The sequence below is a fragment of the Sphingobium soli genome, from assembly GCF_020782245.1.
Lineage (GTDB): Bacteria > Pseudomonadota > Alphaproteobacteria > Sphingomonadales > Sphingomonadaceae > Sphingobium > Sphingobium soli.
This window is the reverse complement of record NZ_JAJGNP010000005.1, coordinates 206664-218630: the sequence shown is the minus strand read 5'-3', so window position 1 is coordinate 218630 and position 11967 is coordinate 206664. Positions and strand designations below refer to the sequence as shown.

Below are 11967 nucleotides of genomic sequence, written 5' to 3'. Positions count from 1 at the left end.
CGTCACACTCCGGTCGAACCAAAGCCGCCCTTTCCCCGGGCGGTATCGTCGAGACTATCGACTTCTGCGAAACTGGCAAGCTGGACCGGCGCGACCACCAATTGGGCGACCCGGTCGCCGCGCGCGATGGCAAAGGGCTCGTCGCCCAAATTGATAAGGATGATCTTCACTTCGCCGCGATAATCGGCATCGATCGTGCCCGGCGTGTTCGGCAGGCTGATGCCATGTTTCAGCGCCAGACCCGATCGCGGGCGCGCCTGTATCTCATAGCCTTCGGGTATCGCCATGGCAAAGCCGGTCGCGACGGCGTGGCGTCCGCCCGGCGGCAGTACCAGTTCCTCGGCCGATACCACGTCCATGCCGGCGGCCTGCGCGGTCGCGTAGGCGGGCAGGGGCAGCCCTCCACCATGGGGCAGGCGCTTGATCCTTATTTCAATCGGCGGAAAGGGTGAGGGCATGAGCGACCTTTTCGATAAGTTTGTCGGCGACGACTTGCTTGGGCAGGCACGGCCAGCTTTCGATGCCCTGCGCGCTGACGATCTGCACCGCATTGTCGTCGCCGCCCATCACGCTGTCGCCCGGCGCGCCGGACACGTCATTGGCGACGATCCAGTCCGCGCCTTTCTTTGCCAGTTTGGCCTGCGCATGGTCTGCAATCTTTTGCGTCTCGGCGGCAAAACCTACCAGCAGCTTGGGGCGCAGAGCATGACGCCCCAATGTCGCAAGAATGTCGGGATTTTCCACGAGGGCCAGCGGGGCCGGCTGACCTGAGCCATCCTTCTTGATCTTCTGCCCGGCGGCGTCGGCCGTGCGCCAGTCGGCAACGGCCGCGACCATGATGGCGGCGTCTGCCGGCAGCGACGCGTCAACGGCGGACAGCATCTCGCGCGCCGTTTCCACATCGATCCGGGCCACGCCTGCCGGCGTCGGTAGCTGCACCGGCCCGGCGACCAGCGTCACGCGTGCGCCTGCATGCGCGGCGGCGGCGGCGATGGCGAAACCCTGTTTCCCTGAGGACCGGTTGGCGATGTAACGCACCGGGTCGATCGGCTCATGCGTCGGCCCGGCGGTGACCAGGATATGCTTTCCCGACAGCGATCCCCTATTGCCCGTAAAATCGCACTGTCCGGCCAGCGGATCGGCCCGCAAAGGCAAGGCAAGCAGCCGCTCGACCTCCACCGCTATGGCCTCGGGCTCGGGCAACCGCCCCTTGCCATATTCGCCGCACGCCATTTCGCCGTCCTCCGGTTCCATGACGTGCACGCCATCGGCGCGCAACTGCGCCAGATTGCGCTGCGTCGCCTTATGGTGCCACATGCGCACATTCATGGCGGGGACAGCCAGCACCGGCTTGTCGGTGGCCAGCAGCAGCGTCGTCGCCAAGTCGTCCGCAATGCCGGTCGCCATCTTCGCCAGGATATTGGCGGTGGCAGGCGCGACCACCACCAGGTCGGCCTGACGGCTGAGCTGGATATGCCCGATCTCGCGCTCGGCCTTCAGGTCGAACAGGTCGTCATACACCTGATCCTCGGTCAACACGCCCAGCGACAGCTGCGTCACGAACTGTTCGGCGCTCTTGGTAAGCACCGCCCGCACAGCGATACCGCGCTTGCGCAAGGCACGGACAAGCTCCAGCGACTTGTAGGCGGCGATCCCGCCGGAAATGATAAGGAGGACGCGACGGGTCATTCGGAAAGGCTATCCAAGTCCGCGCCGCATAGCGCCAGCAACTCGCCGATGCCATGCGCCACCGTGCCAATGTGGAGCGGGCGAAATCCGGGCGCTGGCTTCCTCGCGTGTCATACTGAAGAAGATAATAGCAAAGTCGCTCCCACGCCAGCCGCTGCTGCGACTATCGCCACCAGCGCGTAGCGCCACCCGCCGCCCACGCGGATCAGCCTGACTTCGTTCAGCGGGGGAGGGGGCGGGGCGCCGCCCTTTTCGGGAAAGGCGTCTTCTATCCGTTTGATGAGACCCGGCAGACGCTGGAGCGTGCGCCAATTCTCGATCAGCGTATCGGCCGCCTTGGCCTCCGGCCCAAGTTCGTCGCGCAGCCAGCCCTTCACATAGGGGCCGCTCGTTTCCCACATATTGATGTCGGGGTCGAGCGAATGGGCTACTCCCTCCACCATCACCATGGTCTTTTGCAAGAGCAGCAAATGCGGCTGGGTCTGCATGTCGAAATCGCGGGTGATGGCGAACAGGCCGTCCAGCATACCGCCCACCGACAGTTCGCTCGCCGCCTTGCCGCGCATCGGCTCGCCCACTGCACGCAGCGCCGTCGCGAACTCGGCGACATTATGATGGGCGGGGACATATTGCGCCTCGAAATGAATTTCGGCGACGCGCTTGTAGTTGCCGGTGATGAGGCCGTAGAGAATTTCCGCAAGCCACATGCGCGCGCGCCGGTCGATCCGGCCCATGATGCCGAAGTCGATCGCGACGATCTCGCCGCTTGCCGTCACGAACAAATTGCCCTGATGCATGTCGGCGTGAAAGAAGCCTTCGGCGATCGCCTGCCGCAGGAAGGCGTTGACCAGGCGGGCGGCCAGATCCTTCATGTCGTGGCCTGCCGCGACCAGCGCGGCGCGATCGGCGATCTTGATGCCGTCGATCCACTCCATCGTCATGACCTTGCCGCTGGTGCGGTCCCAGTCGATGGCGGGGATGCGATAGCCTGGCATCGCCTCCATCGCCTCGGCCAGTTCCGACGCCGACGCCGCTTCGCGTCGCAGGTCCAACTCGCGTGCGGTCCAGCGCTTAAGGTTGGCGATCACCAGGCGCGGGCGCAGTCGAGCGACTTCCCCGCCCAGCTGCTCGATATGGGCTGCGGCCCATTCATAGGTCTGGATGTCGCGGTTGAACTGATCAATGACGCCGGGGCGGATCACCTTGACCGCAACGTCCCGCCCATCGGTGGTGAGCGCGTGATGGACCTGCGCGATCGACGCCGCACCCACCGGGGCTTCGTCGAACCGGCTGTACAATGCCTCCAGCGGCCGCCCGAAACTTTGCTCGATCTGGGCGCGGATCGTGTCGAACGGCACGGGGGGCAGGGCGTCCTGCAACCGCAGCAGGTCGTTGGCCGCTTCCTCACCGACCAGATCGGGCCGGGTCGCCAGCGTTTGGCCCAGCTTGATCGCGGCCGGGCCGATCGCCTGAAACGCATCGGCATAGCGCGGTTGCCGTGGCACGCGCGCGCCCAGGCGGGCGATCCGTACCAGGCGGCGCACCGGTGCGGGCGTCAGCGGATCGCGCTCGATCCCACGCAGCGCGCCATGCCGCGCCAAGATGCGCCCCCATTTCAGGAGCCGCCAGATATGGGTGATGTGGGACGTCATGCGCGGGTCAGATCTTCCACCCGCTGTGGATAGCGACCAGCCCGCCCATGATCGGCTCGACCTTGGTGTTCGTGAAACCCGCGTCCCGGATCATCGCTTCAAATTTGGGCATGGGCGGGAAACGTCGGATCGATTCGATCAGATAGCGGTAGCTGTCGGCGTCATTGGCGAACAGTTTGCCGAGGTGCGGCACCAGCTTGTGCGAATAGACGTCATAGACGTCCGAAAAACCCGGCCAGGTCGTCGTGGAAAATTCCAGGCAGAAGAACCGGCCACCGAACTTGAGTACCCGGTGCGCCTCCTTGAGCGCCTTGTCGATATGGGTGACGTTTCGGATGCCAAAGGCGATCGTGTAGGCATCGAATGCGCGATCGCCAAAGGTCAGGTCTTCGGCATTCTGCTCCGACCAGATCAGGCCCTCATATCCCTTCTTCTGCGCGCGCTCGACGCCGACGGCCAGCATTTCGGGATTGATGTCCGACACAGTCACCTGCGCGCCATGGCGGTGCATACGGAACGCGATGTCGCCCGTTCCGCCGGCCATGTCGAGAATCTCTTCACCGGCCTGCGGCTTCACCCGGCGGACGAACTGGTCCTTCCACAGCCGATGCGCGCCGCCTGACATGGCGTCATTCATCAAATCATATTTGGCTGCGACATTGGAAAAGACCGCGCGGACCATGCCCGCTTTTTCGGCGGCATCGACGTCGCGATAGCCGAAGGATGCTGTTTCGCTCATGCCTTTCGCTCTAGCCGCTGTTGTCGTCCCATGCCAGCGCGAAGGCAGCCGTGGCCGGAACGTTTCGCCTGCGTCATTCATTCCTCCGCCTGACCGACCGATATGGGGGAATGTCGATATGCGCCGACCTGTCCACTTCGCCGTCGCGCTCGCCGCGCTGCTCTGCCTGGCGCAAGCTGCGCCGCCACCCAGCCCGCAGCAAATCTACGGTCCCTTGTTCGAAGCGGTGCAGAGCGAGCGGGTCTTCGAGGATGGGAAGACCTTCGTCGACGCCGTGCCAAAAGGCGACCCTGCCGCCATTGTGGAGGCCTATCGGCGGGAACAGCCAAAGGGCGCGGCCCTGCGCCAGTTTGTCCTGCGCCATTTCAGCGTGCCGGGCGAGCAGGACGAGCGGCCGGCCCCAACGCTCCGCGACCATATCCGCGCTCTCTGGCCGCAGCTCACCCGGCCGGCGCTCAATCCGCCTGCCGGCTCATCGGCCCTCTCCTTGCCTGCGCCCTATGTCGTGCCGGGCGGGCGATTTCGCGAAATCTATTATTGGGACAGCTATTTCACCATGCTCGGCCTCAAGGCGGATGGGCAGCAACCCCTGATCGATTCGATGCTCGCCGATTTTGAAAGCCTCATTGCCCGCTACGGCTTCATCCCCAACGGCACTCGCACTTATTATCTGGGGCGGTCGCAGCCTCCCTTTCTGTCGCTGATGGTCGATCTGGCCAGCAACCCAACCGATCCCCGTCACCTGGCCGCCTTGCGCGCCGAACATGACTTCTGGATGCGCGGTCGCGATCGCGCATCCAAATCAGGGGCCGCCCTCCGCGTGGTGCGCATGCCCGATGGCGCGCTGCTCAACCGCTATTGGGGTGATCGGCCCGGACCGCGCGATGAAAGCTGGGCCGAAGATGTCGCGACCGCGCGTCAAAGCAACAGGGCCAGGGGCGACGTCTATCGCGACCTGCGCGCCGGCGCGGAAAGCGGCTGGGACTTTTCCTCCCGCTGGCTGGCCGATCCCAAACGCCTGTCTACGATCCGCACCACGCATATCGTGCCCGTCGACCTCAACAGCCTGCTCTGGCGGCTGGAGCGCGCCATTGCCGAACGATGCGCGACAGCGGGCGATGCCGGTTGCGCGCGTCAGTTCCATCAATTCGCCGCGGCGCGCAAAGCCGCCATCGACCGCTGGCTCTGGCTACCGGATGCGGGACGCTATGCCGATTGGGACATGGATAGCCGACAAGCCACGCCCATCGTGTCGGCGGCCACGCTCTTCCCCCTGTTCGTCGGCCTGTCCACCAAAGCCCAAGCCGATGCCGTTGCCCGGCTCACGCGCGATCAGCTCGTCGGGGAGGGCGGCCTGCGTACGACCCGGCTTGCGACAGGGCAGCAATGGGACAGCCCCAATGGCTGGGCGCCCCTGCAATGGATGGCGATCGACGGACTGGCGCGCGCGGGCCATCCGTCGCTTGCCAGAGACATAGCCCGCCGTTGGATATCGACGGTGGACGCGGCCTTCCGTGAAACCGGCAAGATGCTGGAAAAATATGATGTTGAAGACCGCAAGCCGGGCGGCGGGGGCGAATATCCGCTGCAGGACGGCTTCGGGTGGACCAATGGCGTGACCGCGGCCCTGATCGCCCGCTGGCCGGATCTTGCTCCGGATGCCTCTGTTGCGGCGGGACGCTAGCGCCTACATAACGGCTCATGCCTGAACTTCCCGAAGTAGAAACCACCGTGGCGGGCCTGCGCTCAGTCTTGCAGGGAAGCCGGCTCACGCGCGTCGAGCCGCGCCGCGCCGACCTGCGCTTTCCCATTCCGGTCGATTTGCGCCAACGCATGACGGGCGCCATCGTGACCGGCCTGTCGCGGCGCGCCAAATATGGCCTTATCGAAACCGACCGGGGTGACATGATGATCTTTCACCTCGGTATGTCGGGGCGTTGGCGGATCGATCCGGCGGAGATTGGCCCTCATGATCATCTGCTGGTCGAAACCGATCAGGGCCGGATTCTCTCGCTCAACGATCCTCGTCGGTTCGGATCGCTTGATCTGGTGCGCGCTGACGCCTGGACCGGCTATGCGCCTTTCACCCGCATGGGACCCGAGCCCCTGGGTGATGATTTTTCGCCGGCAATGCTGGCCACAGCGTTGAAAGGCAGGGCAACCTCGATCAAGGCGGCGCTGCTGGACCAGCGCATCGTGGCAGGTCTCGGCAACATCTATGTTTGTGAAGCGCTCAACATGGCCGGCATCGCCCCCACTCGGGCAGCAGGGCGAATCGGCGCGGCCCGTCTGGCGCTTTTGGTGGAGGCGATTCGTACCGTGCTGACCGCCGCCATTACGGCTGGCGGGTCGACCTTGCGCGATTATGCGCGGCCTGACGGAGAACTGGGCTATTTTTCCAAGCAATGGCGCGTCTACGGCAGGGAAGGGGAACCCTGTCCATGCGGCGGCACGGTCCGGCGGCGCGTCGATGGCGGTCGGTCGACCTTTTATTGCCCCACATGCCAGAAATAGCCGTGTCCGAATCCGTTGACGCCTGCCCCGATACTCTGTAAGGGGCGCACCTTCACGAGGCATGTCGGCATTTTCGGCGGGCCTCTTCCCGAGATTTGACGAGAACCGAGGAATAGAATGGCCAATACGCCGCAAGCCAAGAAGCGCATCCGTCGCAACGAGCGTCGCGCCGCAATCAATGGCGCCCGCATCAGCCGGATCCGCACCCTGGTGAAGAAGGTGGAAGCCGCCATCGTTGCTGGCGACAAGGACGCCGCCACCACTGCGCTGCAGACCGTTCAGCCTGAACTGGCGCGTGGCGTTGCACGTGGCGTGCTGCACAAGAACACCGCCGCTCGCAAGTTCGGCCGCCTGACCAAGGCCGTCAGCGCGATCGCCTGACACCCCCCCGCAAGGGAATAACGAACATCAGAGCCCGCTCCGGATGGCCGGAGCGGGCCTTTCGTTTTTACGTCACATTGTTGTCATCGGCCAGACACGCGCAAATCCTGCGATTCGACCGGATTCGGCAGGATTGTGACTAAATAAATAACTGAAATATCGTGATAAAATGCCAAGTTGGCCTTTTCCGCGGCTTTGCCGAGTCAACGGCTTTATTTCATTTTTTTGAAGTGTTCCGGCCTTGATCCGGCGAAGCGCGCCTGTCTATTTTGCTCCTCCGGCCGCCGCTCGAATCGTTTTTGAGGCGGTCGTCATTAGGTCAGACGATGCATGATGATCGGAAAAGTAATGGCTTTTCCGAATAGCTATTCTTGCGCCGTTCTGACTGATCTCGGGGGTCGCTTAGGGTATGAAAGTCGGGGCAGCTTTGGTGGAACGTCAGGCAACGGACAGTGAGATTGGCACCGGCCTGGATTCTGCCTGGAGCGTGATCCGGACCGGTCTGCGCCGTGACGTCGGCGCGCGCCTGTTCGACCAATGGCTAAAGCCGGCGCGTCTTGGCGACTATTGCCCCGAATCGCAGACTCTCGACCTGCTGGTCGCCACTGACTTCAGCGCGAATTTCGTGTCGGGCCAGTTTGGCGATCGCTTGCGCATGGCCTGGCGCAGCGCCGGGGTCGGGGTGCGCGAAGTGCGTGTGCGCCGCGCGCCGGACGCTTGTGGGCCTCGCCTGCTGGAGGTCGCGCCGTCCATCCAAACCGAACCCGTGATGGAAGAGGCGATCGTGGCGTCGAACTTCCAGCCGCGCCACCGGCTCGACGATTTCGTCGTCGGCGATACGAACCGGCTGGCCTGGTCCGCCGCACAGGCGATGGCGGGTGAGGCCCAACCCCGTTTCACGCCGCTGTTCATTCATGGCGGCACGGGACAGGGCAAGACCCATTTGTTGCACGGTATCGCCGCGGCTTTCTCCGCGCATTCGCCGAAGGCGCCGGTCCTCTATATGTCGGCCGAACGCTTCATGATGGAATTTGTGAATGCGATGCGCGCCAACGAAACGATGGCGTTCAAGGCGCGCCTACGGGCCGCGCGTCTGCTGCTGATCGACGATATCCAATTCATCGCGGGCAAGGGATCGACGCAGGAGGAATTTCTTCACACGATCAATGACCTGATCGATAGCGGCGCGCGCATCGTCGTCACCGCCGACCGTGCGCCGCAGAGGCTCGAATCGATCGACGCGCGTATCCTCTCGCGCCTGGCCGGTGGCCTGGTGGCGGATATCCGCCCTGCCGATCTCGACCTGCGTCTCGCCATCCTCGAATCAAAACGTGCTCTGGCCGGCGATATGATTGTCCCCGACATGGTGATCGATTTCCTCGCCCGCTCGATCCGGTCAAACGTGCGCGAACTGGAAGGCGGCTTCAACAAGCTGGTCGCTTATGGCCAGTTGACCGGGCGCGCGATCGATCTCGATTTTGCCCAGCAGATGCTGGCCGATGCTGTTCGCGCCAATGCCCGCCGCATCACCGTGGATGAAATCCAGAAGGCCTGCGCCGCGCATTTCAAGATCGATCCGGCGGAAATGCGCTCCAAGCGCCGCGCCCGGGCCGTCGCCCGTCCGCGTCAGGTAGCCATGTATCTTGCCAAGAAAATGACGCCGCGTTCGCTGCCCGAAATCGGCCGTATCTTCGGTGGGCGTGACCACAGCACCGTGATCCATGCCGTACGCACGATCGAGGCGCTGCGCGAAACCAGCCCGGACATGGATGCCGATGTCCGTGCATTGCAGCGTTTGCTGGAGGGCTAAAAGCCCCCTCTGGCGCGTCGCGCCTGATCGGCTAGGCTATCGGTATGATTCGCCAGCTTGCCCTGTTCCTCGCCGCCCTCCTGTCCATCGCGCCTGCGTCTGCGCAGATAGCAGCGCCCCCTGCCGATCCCGCCGACGTGCGGGTAACGATGCTGACGGAGCAGGGGCCCGTTGTCATTGTAGTGCACAGTGGAAAGGCGCCTGCCACCGCAGCCAACTTCCTGAAATATGTCGATCAGAAGCGGCTCGACGGCACAGCCTTCTACCGCGGCGTCGGGGCTGCCGATTACGGCTTCGTGCAGGGCGGTACGCAGAATGACCCCAAGCGCATATTGCCGCCGATTGCGCATGAACCGACCAGCCAGACGGGCCTGGTCCATGATGAAGGGGCGCTATCCATGGCGCGTTATGCGCCGGGCAGCGCGACCGGCGACTTTTTCGTCGTGTTGGGGCGGATGCCGTCGATGGACGCTCATCCAGACGCGCCCGGCGACAATCAGGGATTTGCGGTCTTCGCCCATGTAGTGGAGGGGCTGGACGTAATAAAGGCGATCCTCATCGCGCCTAAATCGCCGACCAAAGGCGAAGGCGTCATGAAAGGCCAGATGCTCGAAACACCCGTAAAGATCATCAGCGTGCGTCGCACGCCCTGACAAGTGCCCGTCAGTCTGCGGCGCGCTGGTCCAGGATGCGTGCAACGCCCATGTCGGCGGTGACATTGCCGACAGTGCGGAAGATGTCGGGCACCGTCTCGACCGCCAGCAAGAGAGGCAGCGCCTCGACTGGCACGCCCATGGCAAGGCAGATGGGGCCGGTGGTCGTGAAGAAGGTGATCTGGCTCGGCAAGCCGACAGCCGCCAGGCTGACCACAGCTGCCACCAGAACACCCAGGATCAATTGTGTCGCACCCAGGTCGATGCCATTCATGGCGGCGACATAGAGGGCGACGCCCAGATTGGCGGGCGGGCTGGTGATACGAAACAGGGAAATCGCCAGCGGCAGGACGATGGACCGGCTCGTTTCCCGCACCGCCAGCGCGCCGTCGCTTGCCTGAATCATCGCGGGCAGGGACGCGATCGAGCTTTGCGTGGAAAAGGCGATGGCTTGGGCTGGGAAGACAGCGCGGGCGAAACGGCCGACACCGATTCGGCCAAGCAGGACCGCGAGTGGATAGACGAGCAGCGTCACCAGCAGGCACAAGGCCACGATGAACAGGATATAGTGAAGCAGAGCGCCGGCCGTTGCGAGGCCCGATCGCGCGCCCGCGACCAGCGCGAGCGCGAATACGCCCAGCGGGGCCAGCCACAAGACCCAGTTTACAACCACGAGCAGCGCGTCGGCCAGCGCCTGGAAAAAGCCAGTCAGCTGCGCGCGCCGTTCCGCCGCGATCCGGGTCACCGCAAAGCCGAATATCAACGCGAACAACACGATCGCCACCACTTGCCCATCGGCTGCCGACTTGAGCGGATTGACTGGGATGAAGCCTAGCAGCCATTCGGCTGACGGCCGCACATCCGGAACCTCGCTTACCGGTCCCGCGCCCGCCAACGCGCCGACCGCACCTTCCGGAACTGGCCATAGCGTCAGCAGGAGCGGGCCAGCCAGTGCCGCGACACCGGCTGCGCCGACCAGCAGAATTGCAAACAGGCCGATCGCCCGCCCAGCGAGGCCATTGTTGCGCGCTGTGGTCGCTGCCTGCGCGATGCCTGTCACCAACAGAGCGAAGATCAGCGGGATGAGCGGCATCTGCAATCCGCCAAGCCACGCCTTGCCAATCGGTTGCGCCACGCCGACGATCGCGGCGTCCCAGGCGCCGCCCCATTCGGCGATGGCGATGCCACAGACCAGCCCAGCGACCAGGGCAATGAGGATGCGGACGGTCAGCGACATGGGGTCAACTCTTTCCGGTCAGGGCTGGCATATAGCCGGAAACGGATCGGAAGCGCGCAAGCCGCCAGCTGCAATTCACTCGCCAAAACTGCGCGGGGCCGGATCGATGACAGTGAAATTGCCCGCGCCGACTTCCGACACTTCCAGCGCCCGTTCGGCGACCCCCGTGCGGGTGAAGCGGAATGCGCCGTCGATACCGGAAAATCCTCCCGCGTCGCGCAGCCGGGCGGCGGGGAAGGGCGCGCCGGCGTTCCACTGCTGCGCAATTCGCACGGTCAGCAACACCGCATCATAGCCCAGCGACGACAGGCGGAACGGAGCTGATCCGTAACGGGCGCGATATTTGGCGACGAGTTGGCGATAGAGGCCATCCGACACGCTGGCGAACCATGCACCGCGCAGCGCCGGATTGCTGGCGAGCGATGGCTCCGCGTTCCACAATTCCGTGCCCAGCAATCGCGCGCTGCCGCCGCCATTCTTGCGCAGGATCGGCGCAACCTGCAACGCGACGCGCCCGGAATCGGCGATCAGCAGCGCGTCATAGCTGGAGGACGCCTGCAAAGCCTTGACCGCTGCGGCGATCGATCCCGCAGACCGGTCGAAAGTCTGCATCGACACGACCGTGCCGCCCGCCTGTTCGACCGCGCGCAGCATCGCGTTGCCGGCTCGCTCGCCATAGGTGCCGCGCGGCACCAGCGCGCCGAACTGACTCAGGCCCTTTGACTTGGCGAAGTCGACCACCCGCTCGATCGACTGGTTGGGGTTGTAGCCCATGATATAGACGCCATTGCCGGCGACGCTGCTGTCATTGGAAAAGCTGATGACCGGCACGTTGGCCCGCGCCGCGATCGGCCCGACGACCCGCGCGTCTTCCGCCAGCAACGGCCCCAGGATCAGGCGGTTGCCATCGGCCAGCGCCTTGTTCACCGCGGCCGCCGCGCCCAGCGCGGTGTCATAGGTGGTGATGCGCACCTTGTCGGTCTTGGTATCGAGCAACGCCAGCGTTGTAGCGTTGGCGATAGATTGCCCTACGCCTGCATTGGCGCCACTCATCGGCACGAGCAGCGCCACGCGGTGGCGGGCGGTGTCGGTGGGCAGGCCCTGGACGACTTCGGGTGTCGTCGGCCGCGTGGGCGCCGTGGGCGCGGTGGGGGCCGGTCCCTTGGGCACGATCGACTGACAGGCGGCCAGGAACAGGGCCGCGCCCATGAAGGCGACGCGCGCACCGCGCTTCATCGAAGCGAAGATGTTCGCTTGCCGGGGGGCATCCGTCTCTGTCATCTGGCGTCCTT

At 64.5% G+C, this 11967-nt stretch carries 11 protein-coding genes; 5 read left to right on the top strand and 6 right to left on the bottom strand.

Annotation, left to right across the window (positions count from 1 at the left end; translation table 11 throughout):
* Positions 1–2: 2 nt before the first annotated feature.
* The 4 genes from dut to LL253_RS09230 all read right to left on the bottom strand — a co-directional run bounded on the left by dut (position 3) and on the right by LL253_RS09230 (position 4080).
* Complete coding sequence (gene dut, locus LL253_RS09245; RefSeq protein WP_228221840.1) at positions 3–458, bottom strand: dUTP diphosphatase; 456 nt, start codon at positions 456–458, stop codon at positions 3–5.
* Positions 433–1689 (bottom strand): bifunctional phosphopantothenoylcysteine decarboxylase/phosphopantothenate--cysteine ligase CoaBC, encoded by a 1257-nt coding sequence (gene coaBC, locus LL253_RS09240; protein ID WP_228226991.1) that lies wholly within the window; start codon positions 1687–1689, stop codon positions 433–435. The genes dut and coaBC overlap by 26 nt, the downstream gene beginning before the upstream one ends.
* Before the next feature lie 110 nt (positions 1690–1799).
* The gene (gene ubiB / locus LL253_RS09235; RefSeq protein ID WP_228226990.1) at positions 1800–3341 is read right to left on the bottom strand and encodes a 2-polyprenylphenol 6-hydroxylase; all 1542 of its coding nucleotides are present in this window, start codon (positions 3339–3341) and stop codon (positions 1800–1802) included.
* Positions 3342–3348: 7 nt separating this feature from the next.
* Entirely contained in the window at positions 3349–4080 is a 732-nt protein-coding gene (locus LL253_RS09230; protein ID WP_228226989.1) for a class I SAM-dependent methyltransferase, read from the bottom strand.
* A gap of 118 nt (positions 4081–4198) precedes the next feature.
* Between LL253_RS09230 and treF the strand changes: the two genes are divergently transcribed.
* The 5 genes from treF to LL253_RS09205 all read left to right on the top strand — a co-directional run bounded on the left by treF (position 4199) and on the right by LL253_RS09205 (position 9438).
* Positions 4199–5764: an alpha,alpha-trehalase TreF gene (gene treF / locus LL253_RS09225; protein WP_228226988.1), complete on the top strand. Its 1566-nt coding sequence runs from the start codon at positions 4199–4201 to the stop codon at positions 5762–5764.
* Between the two features lie 17 nt (positions 5765–5781).
* Positions 5782–6594: a bifunctional DNA-formamidopyrimidine glycosylase/DNA-(apurinic or apyrimidinic site) lyase gene (mutM, locus tag LL253_RS09220; protein ID WP_228226987.1), complete on the top strand. Its 813-nt coding sequence runs from the start codon at positions 5782–5784 to the stop codon at positions 6592–6594.
* 117 nt (positions 6595–6711) lie between these two features.
* Positions 6712–6975, top strand: coding sequence for a 30S ribosomal protein S20 (gene rpsT, locus LL253_RS09215; RefSeq protein WP_009820781.1), 264 nt, complete (start codon positions 6712–6714; stop codon positions 6973–6975).
* A gap of 409 nt (positions 6976–7384) precedes the next feature.
* The gene (dnaA, locus tag LL253_RS09210; RefSeq protein ID WP_228226986.1) at positions 7385–8785 is read left to right on the top strand and encodes a chromosomal replication initiator protein DnaA; all 1401 of its coding nucleotides are present in this window, start codon (positions 7385–7387) and stop codon (positions 8783–8785) included.
* A gap of 44 nt (positions 8786–8829) precedes the next feature.
* Positions 8830–9438, top strand: a complete 609-nt coding sequence (locus LL253_RS09205) for a peptidylprolyl isomerase (RefSeq protein WP_228226985.1) — start codon at positions 8830–8832, stop codon at positions 9436–9438.
* 10 nt (positions 9439–9448) lie between these two features.
* On the opposite strand, the gene LL253_RS09200 is transcribed toward LL253_RS09205, so the two are convergent.
* On the bottom strand, positions 9449–10675 hold the full coding sequence (locus LL253_RS09200) for a dicarboxylate/amino acid:cation symporter (RefSeq protein WP_228226984.1): 1227 nt from the start codon (positions 10673–10675) through the stop codon (positions 9449–9451).
* Positions 10676–10750: 75 nt separating this feature from the next.
* Positions 10751–11956, bottom strand: coding sequence for a penicillin-binding protein activator (locus LL253_RS09195; RefSeq protein ID WP_009820785.1), 1206 nt, complete (start codon positions 11954–11956; stop codon positions 10751–10753).
* Positions 11957–11967 lie beyond the last annotated feature (11 nt).

Coding starts and splice junctions, on each gene's coding strand:
- dut (WP_228221840.1), bottom strand. CDS start 458: ATGCCCTCACCCTTTCCGCCGATTGAAATAAGGATCAAGCGCCTGCCC.
- coaBC (WP_228226991.1), bottom strand. CDS start 1,689: ATGACCCGTCGCGTCCTCCTTATCATTTCCGGCGGGATCGCCGCCTAC.
- ubiB (WP_228226990.1), bottom strand. CDS start 3,341: ATGACGTCCCACATCACCCATATCTGGCGGCTCCTGAAATGGGGGCGC.
- LL253_RS09230 (WP_228226989.1), bottom strand. CDS start 4,080: ATGAGCGAAACAGCATCCTTCGGCTATCGCGACGTCGATGCCGCCGAA.
- treF (WP_228226988.1), top strand. CDS start 4,199: ATGCGCCGACCTGTCCACTTCGCCGTCGCGCTCGCCGCGCTGCTCTGC.
- mutM (WP_228226987.1), top strand. CDS start 5,782: ATGCCTGAACTTCCCGAAGTAGAAACCACCGTGGCGGGCCTGCGCTCA.
- rpsT (WP_009820781.1), top strand. CDS start 6,712: ATGGCCAATACGCCGCAAGCCAAGAAGCGCATCCGTCGCAACGAGCGT.
- dnaA (WP_228226986.1), top strand. CDS start 7,385: ATGAAAGTCGGGGCAGCTTTGGTGGAACGTCAGGCAACGGACAGTGAG.
- LL253_RS09205 (WP_228226985.1), top strand. CDS start 8,830: ATGATTCGCCAGCTTGCCCTGTTCCTCGCCGCCCTCCTGTCCATCGCG.
- LL253_RS09200 (WP_228226984.1), bottom strand. CDS start 10,675: ATGTCGCTGACCGTCCGCATCCTCATTGCCCTGGTCGCTGGGCTGGTC.
- LL253_RS09195 (WP_009820785.1), bottom strand. CDS start 11,956: ATGACAGAGACGGATGCCCCCCGGCAAGCGAACATCTTCGCTTCGATG.